Annotated in this window: 16 protein-coding genes and 1 pseudogene; 12 read left to right on the top strand and 5 right to left on the bottom strand. The window is 66.9% G+C overall.

The window, feature by feature from the left end; all coding sequences use genetic code 11:
- Positions 1–432: pseudogene (locus PV768_RS13285) on the top strand (endonuclease); the annotation flags it as partial.
- A gap of 117 nt (positions 433–549) precedes the next feature.
- On the opposite strand, the gene PV768_RS13280 reads toward PV768_RS13285, so the two are convergent.
- The 3 genes from PV768_RS13280 to PV768_RS13270 all read right to left on the bottom strand — a co-directional run bounded on the left by PV768_RS13280 (position 550) and on the right by PV768_RS13270 (position 3,368).
- Positions 550–1,479, bottom strand: coding sequence for a Rieske 2Fe-2S domain-containing protein (locus tag PV768_RS13280; RefSeq protein WP_421093243.1), 930 nt, complete (start codon positions 1,477–1,479; stop codon positions 550–552).
- A 93-nt stretch (positions 1,480–1,572) separates the two neighbouring features.
- Positions 1,573–1,872 carry a putative quinol monooxygenase gene (locus PV768_RS13275; protein WP_157240688.1) on the bottom strand — a complete coding sequence of 100 codons (300 nt, stop codon included), beginning with the start codon at positions 1,870–1,872 and terminating at the stop codon, positions 1,573–1,575.
- Positions 1,873–1,910: 38 nt separating this feature from the next.
- A complete protein-coding gene (locus PV768_RS13270; protein ID WP_157240686.1) occupies positions 1,911–3,368 on the bottom strand; it encodes a cation:dicarboxylate symporter family transporter in 1,458 nt (485 codons plus the stop codon).
- Positions 3,369–3,608: 240 nt separating this feature from the next.
- On the opposite strand from PV768_RS13270, the gene PV768_RS13265 reads away from it, so the two are divergent.
- Both PV768_RS13265 and PV768_RS13260 read left to right on the top strand, forming a co-directional pair.
- Complete coding sequence (locus PV768_RS13265) at positions 3,609–3,914, top strand: hypothetical protein (RefSeq protein WP_157240684.1); 306 nt, start codon at positions 3,609–3,611, stop codon at positions 3,912–3,914.
- Entirely contained in the window at positions 3,911–5,608 is a 1,698-nt protein-coding gene (locus tag PV768_RS13260; protein ID WP_421093242.1) for an amidase, read from the top strand. Before PV768_RS13265 ends, PV768_RS13260 begins: the two co-directional genes overlap by 4 nt.
- 58 nt (positions 5,609–5,666) lie before the next feature.
- Here the strand turns inward: PV768_RS13260 and PV768_RS13255 are convergent, their stop codons facing one another.
- On the bottom strand, positions 5,667–6,698 hold the full coding sequence (locus PV768_RS13255) for an Lrp/AsnC family transcriptional regulator (RefSeq protein WP_321214584.1): 1,032 nt from the start codon (positions 6,696–6,698) through the stop codon (positions 5,667–5,669).
- A 138-nt stretch (positions 6,699–6,836) separates the two neighbouring features.
- Between PV768_RS13255 and PV768_RS13250 the strand changes: the two genes are divergently transcribed.
- Positions 6,837–8,069, top strand: coding sequence for a M20 metallopeptidase family protein (locus PV768_RS13250; protein WP_421093241.1), 1,233 nt, complete (start codon positions 6,837–6,839; stop codon positions 8,067–8,069).
- A 60-nt stretch (positions 8,070–8,129) separates the two neighbouring features.
- On the top strand, positions 8,130–9,419 hold the full coding sequence (locus PV768_RS13245; protein WP_421093240.1) for an MFS transporter: 1,290 nt from the start codon (positions 8,130–8,132) through the stop codon (positions 9,417–9,419).
- A 79-nt stretch (positions 9,420–9,498) separates the two neighbouring features.
- On the opposite strand, the gene PV768_RS13240 is transcribed toward PV768_RS13245, so the two are convergent.
- Positions 9,499–9,897 (bottom strand): cupin domain-containing protein, encoded by a 399-nt coding sequence (locus PV768_RS13240; protein ID WP_157240680.1) that lies wholly within the window; start codon positions 9,895–9,897, stop codon positions 9,499–9,501.
- Positions 9,898–10,242: 345 nt separating this feature from the next.
- Here PV768_RS13240 and PV768_RS13235 point away from each other — a divergent pair, with 345 nt between their 5' ends.
- The 7 genes from PV768_RS13235 (at position 10,243) to bcp (ending at position 17,757) form a co-directional block, all read left to right on the top strand.
- Positions 10,243–11,043 (top strand): hydroxypyruvate isomerase family protein, encoded by an 801-nt coding sequence (locus tag PV768_RS13235; protein WP_321214587.1) that lies wholly within the window; start codon positions 10,243–10,245, stop codon positions 11,041–11,043.
- A gap of 74 nt (positions 11,044–11,117) precedes the next feature.
- Positions 11,118–12,059, top strand: coding sequence for a 2-hydroxy-3-oxopropionate reductase (locus PV768_RS13230; protein ID WP_421093239.1), 942 nt, complete (start codon positions 11,118–11,120; stop codon positions 12,057–12,059).
- A gap of 119 nt (positions 12,060–12,178) precedes the next feature.
- Positions 12,179–13,969, top strand: coding sequence for a glyoxylate carboligase (gene gcl / locus PV768_RS13225; RefSeq protein WP_157240674.1), 1,791 nt, complete (start codon positions 12,179–12,181; stop codon positions 13,967–13,969).
- 22 nt (positions 13,970–13,991) lie between these two features.
- Positions 13,992–15,191: a glycerate kinase gene (locus PV768_RS13220; protein ID WP_157240672.1), complete on the top strand. Its 1,200-nt coding sequence runs from the start codon at positions 13,992–13,994 to the stop codon at positions 15,189–15,191.
- Complete coding sequence (allB, locus tag PV768_RS13215; protein WP_157240670.1) at positions 15,184–16,527, top strand: allantoinase AllB; 1,344 nt, start codon at positions 15,184–15,186, stop codon at positions 16,525–16,527. Before PV768_RS13220 ends, allB begins: the two co-directional genes overlap by 8 nt.
- An 8-nt stretch (positions 16,528–16,535) precedes the next feature.
- The gene (locus PV768_RS13210) at positions 16,536–17,198 is read left to right on the top strand and encodes a winged helix-turn-helix domain-containing protein (RefSeq protein ID WP_157240668.1); all 663 of its coding nucleotides are present in this window, start codon (positions 16,536–16,538) and stop codon (positions 17,196–17,198) included.
- 79 nt (positions 17,199–17,277) lie between these two features.
- On the top strand, positions 17,278–17,757 hold the full coding sequence (gene bcp, locus PV768_RS13205) for a thioredoxin-dependent thiol peroxidase (protein ID WP_157240666.1): 480 nt from the start codon (positions 17,278–17,280) through the stop codon (positions 17,755–17,757).
- Positions 17,758–17,846: the final 89 nt, after the last annotated feature.

The raw sequence follows: 17,846 nt of genomic DNA, 5'->3' as shown, positions 1-17,846 counted from the left end.
ACAGGAGTCTCGAACCTCGGCCAGCCCTGCCCGAAACACCACAAACTCCGCCACACCAGCGGCTGGAAACCCACCCCCGCCACCACAACCGCACCACCCGGCTGGACCTCACCCGCCGGCCGCCACTACACAAGCGAACACCAGGACTGGGAACCACCCCACTGGCCGGACGTGCCGGCGCGGCCAAAACCGAAGGAGCAGCACACCGGGCAAACGCCTGGCCTGCTGCCGTATCCATCCATGACCACTACTCATGGCTGCCCTGCCGGAGACCTCCCTTACGTGGAACCTCCACCCGAGGAACCTGTGGGTGACAACCTGCTGGACCCGGACGACCTGCCGGCGGACGACCCCTTATGGGAGGACTTCTATGCCCTGCCGGCCGTTTGGGCCCGCGACCCGCTAAGGGCCGGCTACCCGGCGCTGACCTAGCTGGCACCACATGCCCGCCGCAGACCCGGCCAAATAGACGGTGCCAAGTACGCGGGCGGGACACCGCCCTGCCCTGCGGCCGGGCGCACGCCCGGCTAAGGCCTCAGGCGAGCGCGCCTACTCAGCCCCCGGCAGGCACACTTCCACGAGGCCGTCGCTCACACGGGTCTCGAACAGTGGCTGCCGTGCCGTTGCGGGGCCAGCCTGGACTTCTCCCGTACGGAGCGAGAAGGTGCTTCCGTGCCAGGGGCAGACGACGCACGGGTCGCCGCTGCCATCACCACCGCCAGAAGCCCCGGCAGCCTGAACCGCCCCGGCCTGAAGCCTGCCGCCCTTCAGCTTGCCTTCGTGAAGCGGCCCGGAGAGGTGGCTGCAGACATCGGACAGAACGCGCACATCTTCTGCCTCCCGGTAGACAAGCAACGGGATTTCGGCAACAACAACCTTGTGCAGCTTGCCGTCCGGCAGTTCCGCCAGCGGTGCCAGGGGCTGCCAGCCGGCCGGGAAGCGGTGCGGGATCTCCTCGCTGTGGTTAACGCCGGCCGCCTGCCGGTAGGTCAGGTGGCCACCCAGGAAACCGCCCGCACCCACCACGGCAAGGCCCAGGTAAGCGAGCACCTTGCCGCTTCCCCGGCCGCCCCGGGCACGTGCAACCAAGGAGGCAAGGTATAGGCCCGTTGCGGTGATGTTGGCGGCAGCGTGAACCAGCCCCACCCGCTGCTGCTGGGGGTGCAACTGGCTCCAATCGGTAAAACCTGCGACGGCGGAGGGCACAGCGGTGCCGGTTCCCATTCCGATCAGGACTGCGGCAGCCCGATCATTACCGGGGAAAGCATCCAGTACAGCGGCCGATATCCAGGCCCCGAGCGGCACCTGGACCGCCAGCGGATGCACGGGGTGCCCTATGGGAACGCCATGGAGGACGTCGCGTGCCCACTTCGGGCGGATAACCCGCTTCACCACCTTTCGGACCTTCTTGGCCACAGGATCCAGCCACTCGGCATCCTCCAGGCGGGTAACAAGTTCCAATGCAGGCAGCGGTTTCATGCGTCTCCCTTACCCCTTTGCTCCGTGTCCAGCCGTTGCCCGGAAGCTTACTTGCTGGGGCGGGCGGGGCACAGGGCAATGGGGCGCGGAAGGCTAACGGAGTGGAGAACCAAGCACCGTGAACTGGTGGCCGCCCATTTCGCCGGACAGCAGGGGCATGGCCTCGGTTATGGCAGCCTGCACGCTGTCCAGTTCCAGCGAAGCCCGGTGGGCCTCCGGCGATTCCCACAGTTCACATACGAACACCGTGTCCGGCGCGGCATCGTTGATGCCGACCTCATACAGCAGGCAGCCTGCCTCCTTCAGCCCGGCCATGGGCCGGACCAGGATGGAAACGACGGCGTCACGCTGGCCGGGTTTGGTCTCGAGGGTTCCCACATTCGCAAAGGTCATAGGGACAGTGTGCATGACGGGCACGACAGAACGCGGCGCTACCGCGCCCTCGCAGGGGACGTCTCCACGGGCAGGGTTTCCGCCGGCCGGGACGGTTCTGCTTCGGGCACCACTGCGGGGCCACCCGGCACTTTGCTGCTGGCTGGCTCCGTCGCTGCCTCCGCCGTCGTAATGCCACCGGCAAAGGCGATGTCACCGGCAAAGGCGCGAAGCATGGCGGCACGGTCGAACTGGCCCTCCCACTTTGCCACCACAAAAGTGGCAACGCAGTTCCCCAGCAGGTTCACCACTACGCGCATGGAGTCCATCAACCGGTCCGCGCCAAGGAGCAGCGCGACGCCGGCCACCGGGAAGATCCCCAGCGCACCCGCGGTGGCGGAGAGCGCCAGGAACGCCGAACCGGGTACGCCGGCCATTCCTTTGGACGTAAGCATGAGGACCCCAAGGGCGGCAAGTTGCTGGCCCAGGTCCAGGTTGTAGCCAAAGGCCTGCGCCAGGAACAGCAGCGAGATGGAAAGGTAAAGCGCGGCGCCGTCCAGGTTGAAGGAGTAGCCGGTGGGGACCACCAGGCCGGTGGTGGCGCGGGAACAGCCGGCGTTGGTCAGCTTGGTCATGATGCGTGGCATCACGGACTCGGTGGACGCGGTGCCCAGCGCCAGGAGGAATTCCTCCCGGGTGTACTTCATGAACTGCCACAGCGGCACCCGCGGATACGCCCATGCCACCACGAACAGCAGCCCGATGAACACGATTGCCGCGCCATAGCAGGCTGCGATGAGCAACGCATAGGTGCCCAGCGAGCCCAGGCCGTATTGTCCGATGATGAAGGCCATGGCGCCGAAGGCTCCCACGGGAGCCACCCGCATGACCCAGCCCATGATCTTGAAGAACAGTTCCAGCACCGTTTCCATCAGGGTGATGACCGGCAGGCAGCGTTCACGGCCGACGACGACGATCGCCGCACCGAAGAACACCGCGAAGCACAGGACCTGCAGCAGGCTGTTGCCGGCAAAGGCGCCCACCACGCTCGTGGGAATGATTCCCAGGATAAAGGCGCCGGCGTCCTTGGGCGGGGCGGTGGCGGTTTTCGCGTTGAGGGCGTCCTGGGAGAGCGACGCCGGATCGATGTTCAGTCCCGCGCCGGGCTGGACAAGGTTCCCCACAACGAGGCCGAAGACCAAGGCAAACAGCGTGGCTGCCGTGAAATAGGCCAGCGCCTTCACCCCGACGCGGCCTACGGCCTTGACGTCGCTGACTGCCGCGATGCCGGTGACGATCACCAGGAAGATCAGCGGCGCGATGATCATCTTGATCAACTGGATGAAGCCGTCACCCAGGGGGCGAAGCGCCGCGCCGGTGTCAGGCCAGAAGTGGCCGATCAGGACGCCGGCGACGACGGCAACCAGGATCTGGAAGAAGAGGGACTTGTAGAGCGGCTGCCTGGGCGCCCCGGTTGGCGGTTGCAGGGAAGGTGCTGCGTCGGCGGTGAAGTTCATGCCAGTGCCTGTTCGTTGAAGGACGGACGGCACACGGGATGCCGCAGGGTCACGAGCAACGCTAGGGAATGCATGTTTCCGGAAAGATAAATCCGTAATGCGGAATTATTAAACCGACGGGGTCCGTCGGGGCGAAATGAGCCGGCAACTTATGTGACATGACAGCGCCACGGGGGAGTGAAAGTATCCCCTTGTCTCAGCTGCACGGGCTGCACCCCAGCCCCGAAGAAACGGAGCATCATGCCACTCACTCCCCCCACCGACGCCGAACTGGACACCATGATCCGGGCCCGCCTCGCCTCGCTCGGCATCGACCTGAACCAGCTCCCCGCCGGAACCGCCAGCGACCCGGAGACGGGAAGCCCGGGACAGGCGTCGGTCCTGGCCAGCCTGCGCTCCTTCATGCGCACCACAGTCGCTGAACTCAGCGCCTACCAGGTGCCTTTCGCCGGCCCGGCAGGCAATGCGGACCCTGCGCTCTTGTCCCAGCAGGCGGCCCCTCCGGCCCTGTACCCCTCGATTGACACTGCACGGAGGACGGCATGAACCCGGTGGAAAGCTCGACCAGCCAGCCCATGGACCGCACCATCGACCGCCGGTCATTCGTCAACAGGTTTGCCGTGCTGGCTGCGGCCACCTCGTTGGGCGCGGCGGCGCTTCCCGCCGTTGCCCATGCGGCGCCCTCGGCAACAGTGCCCGCAGGCATCAACCCGGACGCCTACGGCGACGTCCGGCCCGAGGCCCTCACCGACATCACCGAACTGACCATCGCGGAAGCAGCAAGCCTCATCCGGCAGGGCCGGCTCAGTGCGGAACTCCTGGTGGAGGCCTACCTCGACCGGATCGGCGCCTTTGATGCGGGCTACCAGGCTTTCAACCTCGTGGCCGCCGACGACGCCCTTGCCAGCGCCCGCGCCCGGGCCGGCGCGGCGTACAAGGGTCCCCTGCACGGTATTCCCCTGGCCATCAAGGACAACTACTACACCCGCGCTTATCCCACGACGGCGAACTCCTACATCTTCAAGGACTTTGTTCCCCCTTTTGACGCAACGGCGGTCTCCAGGCTGGCGAATGCCGGCGGCATCGTCCTTGGCAAGACCCAGATGGGGCCGCTCGCCACCACCAGGGCCACCACGCCGGACGGCCGCATCACCACCGTCAATGCGTGGACGCCGGGGAATCCGCAGACGAATCCCGGCGGGTCCTCGTCCGGCTCAGCCACGGCTGTGGCCGCAAGGATGGCGGCGTCCAGCGTCGGAACCCAAACCGGCGGTTCCATCACCGCGCCCTCCAACGCCCAGAACCTCACCGGGCTCAAACCCACCATGGGCCGGGTCTCGCTGTACGGCATCATCCCCCTGAGCTATACCCGCGACCACCCTGGCCCCCTCGCCAGGGATGCCAAGGACGCGGCAATCATGTTGAGCACCATGGCCGGCGAGGATCCCAACGATCCGCGGACACTGGGGCTTCCACCGGTTCCGGACCTGATCCAGGCCGCCACCCCGGTGAAGCGCGGCAACAAGGTGGCCATGCGCTGGGGGACCCGCGTGGGCGTCATTCCGGACTTCACCGCGGGCTCATCCGAAACCGCGGCCGCACGGAAGGCCTTCCTGGACAAGCTCGCCGGCATTGAAGGCATCCAGGTGGTCGACGTGCGGTTGCCGGAGGACTGGGACACCCTCACCAGCACTGCCTTCAACAACGTCCGGCTGCCGGAACGCAGCGAGCCCTTCCTGCCGGTGCTGCGCAAGGACCTGCGCAGCTTCGGGGTGTCGGTAACCGGCTGGCTGCAGGGCTCCATGCTCGGCGCGAACGAGTATGTGCTGGGCCAGCGTGCCAAGGTCCTGCTGCTGGAACGCGTGCTGGACAACCTGTTCGAGCAGTGCGACGTGGTGCTGCAGACCAGCCCCAACCCGTTCGATGCCATCGGCCTGCCGGAACTCGCCCTGCCCATCGGCTTCGACTCCGCGGGCGTTCCCATCGGCACCATCCTCGGCGGCCAGCCCTTCGCCGAGGACCGGCTCCTTGCCGTGGCTGCGGCGTACCAGGCCGTGACGGACTGGCACCTGCGGCGCCCGGCGAACCCTGCCGGGGACTCCCCCGAGCCGATCTCCGTTGATCCGTCCAAGTCCCGGAAGCCCTTCAGCAAGAGCGCCCGCGGCAAGGTTGCGGCCGCGCCCGTTCCACCGGGCCGGGGCCGCCTCGAGGCGCACGAGGTGGCCGAGCTGTCCCAGTAGCAGCCCCGGAAGCCCCCGGCCCGCCCCCTTCCCGGAGGCGGGCCGGGACGTCCACGGCTCAGTCCGCAGCCGGCAGTCCTCCGGCCTCCACCACCACCGCGCCGCTCGACGTCGTATCCTCCTTCAGCATCCAGCCGACCCGCTTGACGGTCCGCAGCATCACCACGCTCTCCACCAGTTCGATGTCCGGGACCTTCTGCTGCAGTGCCAGTTCGGCGTTCATCACGTCGGCCAGGGACTGCAGCCACATGATGATCACGAAATTGGTGGGGCCTGTGGTGGAGGCGCTGAGCCGGACGTTGCTGATGGTACGGATTTCGGCGGCGGCAGCCTCATGGCGGCCGGCCGGAACGTTCGCGAACCACTGGCAGGTCACCGGGTAGGAAGAGTAGGCCTGCGCAATTTCGCACCGGAACAGCAGGATGCCGCTGGCCAGCACGCGGTTCAGCTGCCGCTGCACTGTGGCCGGGTGGCGCCCCAGCCCCCGCGCGATGTCAGCCGCCGTGGCGCGTCCGTCCCGCGCGAGGTACGGCAACAGGTCCAGGTGGCTCGCCGGCAGTTCACCCTGCGGGTCCGGCCGCCGCGTCCCCGCACCGGCCGAAGCACCCAGCGTCCTCAGGGTAGCCAGCTGGGTCCGGTCCAGGACGTTCAGGCGCCACTCGTCCGCGCTGGTGTGGAGCCGTGTACAAAGCGCCGTCTGGTACTTGGTGAGCCCCTCAACGGTCTTCAGCCGGGAAACAACCCGGCTGCTGAACTCGTCCAACGATTTCGTGATGACGGTCAGCATCAGGTCCCGGTTGCTGGCCGCCTCCTCGACGGTGACGATCTCCGGCACGGCCGCCAATTGCGCCGTGACACTGTCACGCAGATGCATCTCGCAGTCCACCGCAACGAACGCCAGGAGCATCTGCTGCGGATCCCCCACCAGGTGGGCGGTGACCCACGCTGCTCCGCTTGAGGCCAGCCGCTCCCACCGGGCAGCAAGCGTGGTGGCGTGGACGCCCAGCACCTTTGACGCATCCGCCCAGCCGAGCCGCGGGGAGGACTGCAGTACCTGGATGAGCGCCAGGTCGTCTTCGCTGAGTTCCACGGATCACCCCTTGTTTCTTCTGCACGAATCCTGCAGAGAGGCCGTACTTGCAGCATATTTCCAGCGGTTTCGGAGGATGTGAACTGCGCCACTCCAGAATAGTCCTCAGACCCGGAACGCCAATGCGAGGAGTGACAAGTGCCCGTAACCGAAGATGCGCAGGAACTGCAGGGGGACCTCATCCGCCTCCGCCAGGACCTGCACAGGCACCCGGAAATCGGGCTTCACCTTCCCCGGACCCAGGACAAGGTCCTCCAGGCCCTGGACGGGCTTCCCTTCGAGATCACCCTGGGCAAGGACACCACTTCCGTCACCGCGGTGCTTCGCGGCGGCGGCAGGCCTGCTGCCGAAAGCACCACGACGGACCGGCCCGCGGTCCTCCTCCGCGCGGACATGGACGGCCTCCCGGTGCAGGAAAAGACCGGCGTCGAATTCTCATCCCGGGCGGACGGCGCCATGCACGCCTGCGGCCACGACCTGCACACCTCGATGCTCGCCGGGGCCGCAACGCTCCTCGCCGAGAGGCAGCACCAGCTGCAGGGCGACGTCGTCCTCATGTTCCAGCCCGGCGAAGAAGGCTGCGACGGAGCCAGCTACATGATCCGCGAAGGCGTCCTGGACGCCGCCGGCACCCGGGTCCGGGCGGCCTACGGGATGCACGTGTTTTCCTCCCTCGAGCCCCACGGCACGTTTTGCACAAAGTCCGGCGTGATGCTCAGCTCCTCGGACGGGCTTGAGGTCACAGTACTCGGCGCCGGCGGCCACGGCTCGGCCCCGCACTCCGCGAAGGATCCCGTCACCGTGGCGGCCGAAATGGTCACGGCCCTCCAGGTCATGGTGACCCGGCAGTTCAACATGTTCGATCCCGTGGTGCTCTCGGTGGGCGTGCTCCATGCCGGCACCAAGCGGAACGTCATTCCCGAAACGGCGCGCATCGAGGCGACGGTCCGGACCTTCTCCGAGGAATCCCGCCTGAAGATGAAGGAAGCTGTGCCGCGCCTGCTCCAAGGAATCGCTGCCGCGCACGGGGTGGAAGTCCACGTCGACTACCAGGAGGAATACCCCCTCACCATCACCAACGAGGACGAAACCCACACGGCGGAAAAAGTCATCGCAGGGCTCTTCGGCGAGCGCCGCCTCTCCCGTTGGGCCACTCCGCTGAGCGGCTCCGAGGACTTCTCCCGCGTGCTGGCCGAGGTGCCGGGCACCTTCGTCGGCCTCAGCGCCGTCGCCCCCGGCGGCGATCCGGCCACCTCACCGTTCAACCACTCGCCTTACGCAACGTTCGACGACGGCGTGCTGGCTGACGGGGCAGCGCTTTACGCCGAACTCGCCACCTCGCGCCTGGCGGCGCTTGCAGCGGCGTCCTAGCCGCCGTCGGCCTCCCCCATCCCTCTCCCCGCCATCCTCCCCAATCCTCAGGAAGTAACCATGTCCATCGCAGTAAGCAAGCAGCAGACTGGACGCGTGTCCACCGCTAAAACCATCGTCGGGACCGGCATCGGCAATGCCGTCGAATGGTACGACTGGGCCATTTACGCCACGTTCACGCCCTTCATCGCCAGCCAGCTCTTCAGCAAAGCCGATCCCGCGTCGGCCGTGCTGTCCACGCTGGCGATCTTCGCCGTCGGCTTCGTCGCACGGCCCTTCGGCGGCTTCCTCTTCGGCTGGATTGGCGACAGGGTGGGCCGAAAGACGTCCATGACGCTCGCCGTCGGACTCGCTTCACTGGGCAGCCTGATGATCGGCATCGCGCCGACGTTCGCCAGCGTCGGCGCCTGGGCCTCGCTCATGCTGCTGGTGGCCCGCCTGGTCCAGGGCCTGGCGCACGGCGGCGAGCTGCCGTCGTCGCAAACCTACCTCTCGGAAATGGCACCCAAGGAGCACCGCGGGTTCTGGGCAACCCTGATCTACACCTCCGGAACCGTGGGCATCCTGTTCGGCACCCTGCTGGGCGCCGTCCTGAACATGACGCTGACCACCGAGGCCATGAACGCCTTGGGCTGGCGGATTCCGTTCCTCCTGGGCGCGGCGATGGGCCTGTACGCGCTGATCATGCGGTCACGGCTGCACGAGACCGATGCCTTCGAAGGCGAGTCCGTCGCCGAAAAGCGCGCTCCGATCTGGCCCCAGATCGTCCGCCACCGCAAGCAGGCGCTGCAGGTCATCGGCCTCACCGTGGGCCTCACGGTGATCTACTACATCTGGGGCGTCGTGGCGCCGAGCTACGCCACCACCGCCCTGAAAATCGACCGCGGCGAGGCGCTGTGGGCCGGCGTGGTCGCCAACATCGTGTTCATCGCCGCACTTCCCTTCTGGGGCAAGCTGTCCGACCGCATCGGACGCAAGAAGGTCCTGTGGTCCGGCGCGATCGGCGGCGGGGTACTCCACTTCCCCATGACCTGGCTGCTGAAGGACTCTGCGTGGCAGCTGGCGGTGAGCATGTCCGTGATGCTGATCTTCATCGCCGCGAGCGCCGCCATTGTCCCGGCCGTCTATGCCGAGCTGTTCCCGACGTCGATCCGCACCGTGGGCGTCGGCGTCCCGTACTCCATCTGCGTGGCAGCCTTCGGCGGAACGGCCCCGTACCTGCAGCAGTGGCTGGGAACCACCTTGGGCGTCCCGCAGGTGTTCAACGTGTACGCGGTGGTCCTGCTGGCCATCAGCGCCGCGTTCGTCTTCACCATTCCCGAGACGAAGGGCAAGGACCTGACCCACTAGGAAGCTGGGGGCGCCCGCCCCGGCGCACCACCAGTCCCCTGCCGCTCGCAAGAGCGGCAGGGGACTTTTTGGTGCCGTGCTAGATCCTGGCGTGCATTCCGAAGCTGCGGGGGCGGCCGAACGAGGCCGCACCCAGGAATTCGACGGCGACGAACGGCTCGTCGCCCACCACCCATTCATCGTGCCCGGGAGGCAGCGCATAAGTGTCATGGGCGTGAATCGTTGACCGTCCGCCGTCGGGCGTTTCCACCTCCAGTTGCCCCGATATGCAATAGCCGAGGTGGTGGTGCTCGCAGTAGGGGGTCAACTCGGAGGGCCTTGCAGAGTCCGACCACCGCCAGCCCGGCGCGAGGATCAGGCGCGCCACGGAGTAGTCGTCAACGGTGACAAGGTCGAATTCCGCCTTGTCCGGGCAACGCTTCGAGTCCGGTGAATCCAAGGACTTGACTGCCAGTTCCCTGATGAAATTTGCCGTCATGAGGTCACAGCCTATGAGTGGTGTGGAGAACGCCCGGCGCGGACCAGGCGATGGAATGGATACCGACGAGCGGCGAAGTTGTATTGAGACCATGTAGCGGCGTGCGCCCCTGCCCCGGCGCCCACCCCTCCACCGGACCGTGCCGATGTATCTCTAACCGTAGCCCTGCAGCACCTGAAGTCAATGGGAAATTTCCTCCCCCTCCCAAACCGGTCCGCCTTGACTCCGGCGCCCATCCTTCCCTAGACTTTTCATAAAGCAGAATCTAAATTCCACAAAGCGAAAACTTGAAGCTAGCCCGCCGCAAAGGAAGATAGATCAAAGCCCTCCCTGGAAGGACCTACGATGACGTACACAGTGAACTGCTCCATCCTCCTTACTGAACTGCCCCTGCTCGAGCGCCCCGCGGCAGCCAAGGCAGCCGGCTTTGACGCTGTCGAGTTCTGGTGGCCCTTCGAGTCCTCAGTTCCCTCCGACGCCCAGGTCACCGAATTCGAGAACGCCATCAAGGACGCCGGCGTCCAGCTCACGGGCCTGAACTTCAACGCCGGCAACATGCCGGGCGGGGACCGCGGCCTGGTGTCCTGGACTGGACGCGAGTCAGAGTTCAAGGACAACATCGAGGTTGTTGCCGGCATCGGCGGGCGCCTGGGCTGCAAGGCCTTCAACGCCCTTTACGGGAACCGGCAGGACGGCTCCACCCCCAAGGAGCAGGACGAACTCGCGGTCAGGAACCTGGCGGCAGCGGCAGAAGGCGTCGCCCACATCGGCGGCACCGTCCTCCTGGAACCCGTCAGCGGCGCACCCAAATACCCGCTCCTCACCGCTGATGACGCACTCAAGGTCATCGCCCGCGTGAAGGCGGAGGCCGGCGTCGAAAACATCAAGCTCCTCGCCGACTTCTACCACCTCGCAGTCAACGGGGACGACGTCGAGTCCGTCATCGAAAACCATGCCAAGGACTTCGGCCACATCCAGATCGCCGACAACCCCGGCCGCGGCGCCCCGGGAACGGGCACGCTCCCGCTGGGCCAATGGATCGCCCGCAGCCGCGAACTCGGCTACACGGGCTACATCGGACTCGAATACAAGGAACCGCAGGAAACAGCCTTCAGCTGGGCCATCCGCGAACACGCCTCCCGCTAGTCCACCCGCCCCGCCCAACTGAGTAGCGCCAAGTGTCGTTTTGAGCCCTCATAACGACACTTAGCGCTACCTAGTTGGGCCGGGCATCCCCACCGGCACCTCCGGCACCACCACAGACTTCAGGAAAGAGAACCATCATGAGCAACGTTGCAGTCATCGGACTCGGAATCATGGGCCTGCCCATGGCCATCAACCTGGTCAAGGCCGGCCACACCGTCACCGGCTTCAACCGCAGCCAGGACAAGATCGACAAACTGGTTTCAGAAGGCGGCAAGGGCGCCACCAGCATCGCTGACGCCGTCAAGGATGCCGACGTCGTCATCACCATGGTGCCGGACTCCCCCGATGTCGAGGGCGTGGTCAGCGGCAAGGACGGCGTCTTCGCCAACGCCAAGCAGGGCGCACTGTGGATCGACGCCTCCAGCATCCGCCCGGACGTGGCCAAGCGCCTCGCCGATGAAGCCCGCGAGGCCGGCATCCGCCCCCTCGACGCCCCGGTTTCCGGCGGCGAACAGGGCGCCATCGACGCCGTCCTCTCCATCATGGTGGGCGGCGACAAGGAAGACTTCGACGACGCCCAGGACGTCCTGAACGCCGTCGGCAAAACCATCGTGCACGTGGGCCCCTCCGGCTCCGGCCAGACCGTCAAGGCTGCAAACCAGCTGATCGTCGCGGTCAACATTGAGGTCCTGGGCGAGGCCATCGCCTTCCTGGAGGCCTACGGCGTGGACACCGACGCCGCCCTCAAGGTCCTCGGCGGCGGCCTGGCCGGCTCCAAGGTCCTGGACCAAAAGGGCCAGAAGATGCTGGACCGCAACTTCGACCCCGGCTTCCGCCTCGCCCTGCACCACAAGGACCTCGGCATCGTCACCTCCGCCGCCCGCGAAGCCAACGTCGCCATCCCCCTCGGCGCCGTCGTCGCCCAGCTCGTCGCCGCCACCGTCAACCAGGGCGACGGCAGCCTCGACCACTCCGGACTCTTCAAGCAGGTCCTGCAACTCAGCGGCAGGAAATAAGCACCAGCGCCACAGGCGCCCAGAAACACCAGCAGGGGACCCGCCGTCGTCCACGAAAACGACGGCGGCTCCCTCAGCACACCCAAAAACAGACTTTTCAAGCTTTCAAGGAGCACCCCATGAGCAAGATGCGTACCGTTGATGCAGCGGTGGCCATCCTGGAAAAGGAAGGCGCCATCGAGGCGTTCGGCCTGCCAGGCGCCGCGATCAACCCCTTCTATTCCGCAATGCGCGCCCACGGCGGGATCCGCCACACCCTGGCCCGCCACGTTGAAGGCGCAAGCCACATGGCGGACGGTTACAGCCGCGCCAAGGACGGCAACATCGGCATCTGCATCGGCACCTCCGGCCCCGCCGGCACCGACATGATCACCGGCCTGTACGCCGCCTGGGCCGACTCCATCCCGATGCTCTGCATCACCGGCCAGGCCCCCGTGGCCAAGCTGCACAAGGAAGACTTCCAGGCCGTGGACATCGAGTCCATCGCCAAGCCCGTGACCAAGATGGCCATGACCATCCTGGAGCCCGGCCAGGTTCCCGGCGCCTTCCAGAAGGCCTTCCAGCTGATGCGCTCCGGCCGCCCCGGCCCGGTGCTGCTGGACCTGCCGATCGACGTGCAGATGGCCGAGATCGAGTTCGACATCGACACCTACGAGCCCCTCCCCGTCGAAAAGCCCAAGGCCTCCCGCAAGCAGCTCGAGAAGGCCCTGGACATGCTGACCGCGGCCAAGCACCCGCTGATCGTCGCCGGCGGCGGCATCATCAACGCCGGCGCCTCCGCCCAGCTGGTTGAGCTGGCCGAAATCCTGGACGTCCCCGTCATCCCCACGCTGATGGGCTGGGGCACCATCCCGGACGACCACCGGCTGATGGCCGGCATGGTGGGCCTGCAGACCTCCCACCGCTACGGCAACGAGAACTACCTGCAGAGCGACTTCGTGATCGGCATCGGCAACCGCTGGGCCAACCGCCACACCGGCGGACTGGACACCTACACGGCCGGCCGCAAGTTCGTGCACATCGACATCGAGCCCACGCAGATCGGCCGCGTGTTCTCCCCGGACCTGGGCATCGCGTCCGACGCCGGCGCCGCGCTGGCAGGGCTGGTCGAGCTCGCCAAAGAGCGCAAGGCGGCAGGGTCCCTGCCGGACTACAGCGCCTGGGTTGCCGAGTGCCAGGACCGCAAGGCCTCCCTGCACCGCAAGACGCACTTCGAGAACATCCCCATCAAGCCGCAGCGCGTGTACGAGGAGATGAACAAGTCCTTCGGCCGCGACACCATCTACGTGTCCACCATCGGCCTGTCGCAGATCGCCGGCGCGCAGATGCTGCACGTGTTCGGACCGCGCAAGTGGATCAACGCCGGCCAGGCGGGCCCGCTGGGCTGGACCGCCCCGGCAGCGCTTGGCGTGGTCCGCGGCAAGCCGGATGAGACCGTGGTGGCCTTGTCCGGCGACTACGACTTCCAGTTCATGATCGAGGAACTGGCCGTGGGTGCGCAGTTCAACCTGCCGTACATCCACGTGGTGGTGAACAACTCCTACCTGGGCCTGATCCGCCAGTCGCAGCGCGGCTTCAGCATGGAGCAGAACGTGTCCCTGGCCTTCGAGAACATCAACAGCACCCACCTGTCCGAGGAAACCCGCGGCTACGGCGTGGACCACCTGAAGGTGGCCGAGGGCCTGGGCTGCAAGGCCGTGCGCGTGGAGGACCCCAACGATCTCGCCGCCGCGTTCGACAAGGCCAAGGCCCTCATGGGCGAGTTCCAGGTTCCTGTCGTGGTGGAAGTGATCCTGGAAAAGGTCACCAATATCTCCATGGGGCTGGAAATCAACGCCATCAACGAGTTCGAGGAACTGGCAGAATCGGCAGCAGACGCCCCCACCGCCATCCTGGCTCTGCAGGGCTAGAACGAGAAAGACAGACACTGCCATGCGCATCGTCATTGCCCCGGATAAATTCAAGGGCTCCCTGTCCGCCCCGGAAGTCTGCAGCCACCTGGAAAAGGGGCTTCAGGCCGCGGCCGGCGGGAACCTTGAGGTGGCCCGGATTCCAGTAGCCGACGGCGGCGAAGGGACCCTGGACGCCGCGGTCGGCTCAGGCTTCACCCGCCGCAGCGCCGTGGTGGCCGGGCCCTCCGGCGAACCGGTCACGGCCGAGTTCGCGGTCCGGGGCAATGAGGCAGTCATCGAGATGGCGGCCGCCTCGGGCCTGGCACTGCTCTCCGCCCAGGCATTGGTTGGCGGAAGGCCAGGCTCGACGGCGGCACGCACCGCCACGAGCCTGGGCACCGGCCAGCTCATCGCCGCCGCCCTGGACGCCGGCTGCAACCGCATCATCCTTGGGGTTGGCGGCAGCGCCAACACCGACGGCGGCGCCGGAGTCCTGCAGGGGCTCGGTGCCCGGTTCCTCGACAGCGAGGGCAACGAACTTCCGCCCGGCGGCGCCGCCCTGGCCCGCCTGGACCGGATCGACTTCAGCGGCTTCGAACCCCGCCTGAAGGACACACGCTTTGTGCTGGCATCCGACGTCGACAATCCCCTGCTGGGCGCCCAGGGCGCCGCGGCGATTTTCGGCCCGCAAAAGGGTGCCACGCAACAGGACGTCGACGTGCTCGACGCCGCCCTGGCCAGGTTTGTCGAAGTCCTGGCCAGGGAAATCGGTCACCGCGCAATTAAAGCCGCGGAAGCCCCGGGCGCCGGAGCGGCAGGAGGCGTTGGCTACGCAGCCATCGCCGTCCTCGCCGCGACCCGCCGCCCGGGCATCGACGTCGTCCTCGAATTCACGGGGCTGGTGGACCGGCTGGCCGGCGCCGACCTCGTGATCACCGGCGAGGGCAGCCTGGACGAACAAAGCCTGTTGGGCAAGACACCCATGGGCGTTGCCCGCGCAGCCGCCGCCCAAGGCGTCCCGGTGATCGCTGTGTGCGGCCGGACCACCCTTGAAACCGGCCAGGCAAGCGCCGCCGGATTCGAGGACGTCTACGCTTTGACCGAGCTTGAAAGCAATATAAACAGGTGCATGACAGAGGCAGCGCAGCTTCTCGAGCAACTGGGAACACAGATCGGCGGAAGGCTGGCCGGCGATACGCTGGCCCGTTCCGCCACCACCAAGGAGGACCTCCATGTCTGAAGAACGTTTTGACCTGGTCATCCGCGGCCAGCGCATCCTCACCACGGCCGGGCTGGCACCCCGCGAAGTGGGGGTCCGCGGCGGGAAGATCGTGGCCCTCGAACCGCTGGGCAACGGCCTGGCCGGTGCGGAGGTCATTGAGCTGGCCGACGACGAAACCCTGATCCCCGGCCTCGTGGACACCCATGTCCACGTCAACGAGCCCGGCCGCACCGAGTGGGAGGGCTTCGCCTCCGCCACCCGCGCGGCGGCAGCCGGCGGCGTGACCACCATCATCGACATGCCGCTGAACTCCGTCCCGCCCACCACCACCGTGGAGAACCTCAAGCTCAAGCGCGAGGTGGCCGAGGACCAGGCGTTCATCGACGTCGGGTTCTGGGGCGGCGCCATCCCCGGCAACAAGGCCGACCTTCGCCCCCTGCACGACGAGGGCGTCTTCGGCTTCAAATGCTTCCTCCTGCACTCGGGCGTGGACGAGTTCCCGCACCTGGACGCGGACGAGATGGAGGAGGACATGGCCGAGCTCAAGTCGTTCGACTCCCTCATGATCGTCCACGCCGAGGACTCGCACGCCATCGACCGCGCACCCCACCCCGGCGGCGACCACTACTCCACGTTCCTGGCCTCCCGCCCCCGTGGCGCCGAGAACAAGGCCATCGCCGAGGTCATTGAACGCGCGCGCTGGACCGGTGCGCGTGCCCACATCCTGCACCTCTCGTCGTCGGACGCCCTGCCCATGATCGCCAGCGCAAAGCGCGACGGCGTGAAGCTCACCGTGGAGACGTGTCCGCACTACCTGACGCTGATGGCCGAGGAAATCCCGGACGGCGCCACTGCCTACAAGTGCTGCCCGCCCATCCGTGAGGCCTCCAACCGGGAACTGCTGTGGCAGGGACTGCAGGACGGCACCATCGACTGCATCGTCTCGGACCACTCCCCCTCCACCCTTGACCTGAAGGACCTGGAAAACGGCGACTTCGCGGTGGCCTGGGGCGGCGTCTCGTCGCTGCAGCTGGGCCTGTCCCTGATCTGGACCGAGGCACGGCACCGCGGCATCCCGCTGGAGCAGGTGGTCAGCTGGATGGGTGAGAAGCCGGCAGCCCTGGCCCGCCTGTCCAACAAGGGCCAGCTGGCGCTCGGCTATGACGCGGATTTCGCCATCTTTGCCCCGGACGAGGCGTTCGTTGTGGACGTGTCCAAGCTCAAGCACAAGAACCCCATCACCCCCTACGACGGCAAGGCTCTTTCCGGCGTGGTCCGCAAGACCTTCCTGCGCGGCGCCGTGGTGGACGGCCAGACCCCCACGGGCAAGCTGATCCGCCGCGGCGGAGTCTAGGACGCGCCATGGCAGTGGAAGCACACCAGCCCGGGGTGCCCCGGCACCTGGTTCAGGCCAAGCGCGCTGCTGCCCGCGGGCTGGCCGTGTGGGTGGTTCCCGGGGAAGGCACAAGCCCCGAGCTCCTGGCCCGCGCTGCCCGGCTTGTCCTTGCCAAGGCCCTCGAAACTGCTCCGGAGGCGGAAGTCCATTGGCCTGCCGCCGGAGCCACCACGTCCGGGGTCTCCGCCACGGAAGGAGCCGCAGACCACTCCTCCCGCACTCCTTCCGCGGCGGAGGACCCCGGCGATACCCCGGCGCCCAACGAGGCCGACGCCGGCACCTGCCTGCCGCCGTCGGCCGGCCCTGTGAGCCGGGTCGCCGTGGACCTCGCCGCGGACACCGTCCTGCTGGACGGCAGCCCCGTGCCGTTGACCGGCGTCGAATTCAAGGTGCTCAGGTACCTGGTGACCCACCTGTCCCGGGCTGTCAGCAGGGAGGAACTACAAGAGTTCCTGGAGTCGCTGCAGTTCCCCGGCGCCTCAGCCCGGGCCATCGATGTCTATGTGGGCCGGGTCCGCCGGAAACTCGGGAATGCCCGCCATGCCGTGGCCACCGTCCGGGGCGGCGGATACCAGTTTGTGCCCGGTTCCTGCGCCACCGTCCGAGGCCCGGCGGAATACAGCATATGACGCCGGAGTTGTATGACTAAGCGCGAACCCGCTTCACTTGATGTTTGCCCGTAACTGACGAGTCTTCCGAAGGAACGCCATGAGCCCCACCCTGACCACCAAGCTTCAGCCCGGAACCCAGGCCCCTGATTTCACCCTCCAGGACGCCCAGGGCCGCGAGACTTCCCTGGCCGATTACCGTGGCAAGAACGTCATTGTGTACTTCTACCCCAAGGCCGCCACCCCCGGCTGCACCACCGAGGCCTGCGACTTCCGCGACAGCCTGGCCTCCCTGCAGGGCAAGGGCTACGAGGTCATCGGCATCTCCCCCGATGCCCCGGAGGCGCTGGCCGGCTTCACGGGCGACTTCTCCCTGACCTTCCCGCTCCTCTCCGATCCCGACCACGCCGTTGCCCTGGCCTACGGCGCCTGGGGCGAGAAGCTCGTCAACGGCGAAATCGTCGAGGGCCTCGTCCGCTCCACCGTGGTGGTGGACCCCGAAGGCAACGTCACCCTTGCCCAGTACCAGGTGACGGCCGACGGCCACGTCGCGGCCCTGAAGGAAGCCCTGGGAATCTAACGCTCCCGCACTTAATGTCGGGTTTCCCCCCGACGCTCCCGCACTTAATGTCGGGTTTCCCCCCGACGCTCCCGCACTTAATGTCGGGT

It is taken from the genome of Pseudarthrobacter sp. CC4 (assembly GCF_048957775.1).
In the GTDB taxonomy this organism is placed as follows: domain Bacteria; phylum Actinomycetota; class Actinomycetes; order Actinomycetales; family Micrococcaceae; genus Arthrobacter.
This window is presented reverse-complemented; position numbering and strand designations above follow the sequence as displayed.

Coding starts and splice junctions, on each gene's coding strand:
- PV768_RS13280 (WP_421093243.1), bottom strand. CDS start 1,479: ATGAAACCGCTGCCTGCATTGGAACTTGTTACCCGCCTGGAGGATGCC.
- PV768_RS13275 (WP_157240688.1), bottom strand. CDS start 1,872: ATGACCTTTGCGAATGTGGGAACCCTCGAGACCAAACCCGGCCAGCGT.
- PV768_RS13270 (WP_157240686.1), bottom strand. CDS start 3,368: ATGAACTTCACCGCCGACGCAGCACCTTCCCTGCAACCGCCAACCGGG.
- PV768_RS13265 (WP_157240684.1), top strand. CDS start 3,609: ATGCCACTCACTCCCCCCACCGACGCCGAACTGGACACCATGATCCGG.
- PV768_RS13260 (WP_421093242.1), top strand. CDS start 3,911: ATGAACCCGGTGGAAAGCTCGACCAGCCAGCCCATGGACCGCACCATC.
- PV768_RS13245 (WP_421093240.1), top strand. CDS start 8,130: ATGTCCATCGCAGTAAGCAAGCAGCAGACTGGACGCGTGTCCACCGCT.
- PV768_RS13240 (WP_157240680.1), bottom strand. CDS start 9,897: ATGACGGCAAATTTCATCAGGGAACTGGCAGTCAAGTCCTTGGATTCA.
- PV768_RS13235 (WP_321214587.1), top strand. CDS start 10,243: ATGACGTACACAGTGAACTGCTCCATCCTCCTTACTGAACTGCCCCTG.
- gcl (WP_157240674.1), top strand. CDS start 12,179: ATGAGCAAGATGCGTACCGTTGATGCAGCGGTGGCCATCCTGGAAAAG.
- PV768_RS13220 (WP_157240672.1), top strand. CDS start 13,992: ATGCGCATCGTCATTGCCCCGGATAAATTCAAGGGCTCCCTGTCCGCC.
- allB (WP_157240670.1), top strand. CDS start 15,184: ATGTCTGAAGAACGTTTTGACCTGGTCATCCGCGGCCAGCGCATCCTC.
- PV768_RS13210 (WP_157240668.1), top strand. CDS start 16,536: ATGGCAGTGGAAGCACACCAGCCCGGGGTGCCCCGGCACCTGGTTCAG.
- bcp (WP_157240666.1), top strand. CDS start 17,278: ATGAGCCCCACCCTGACCACCAAGCTTCAGCCCGGAACCCAGGCCCCT.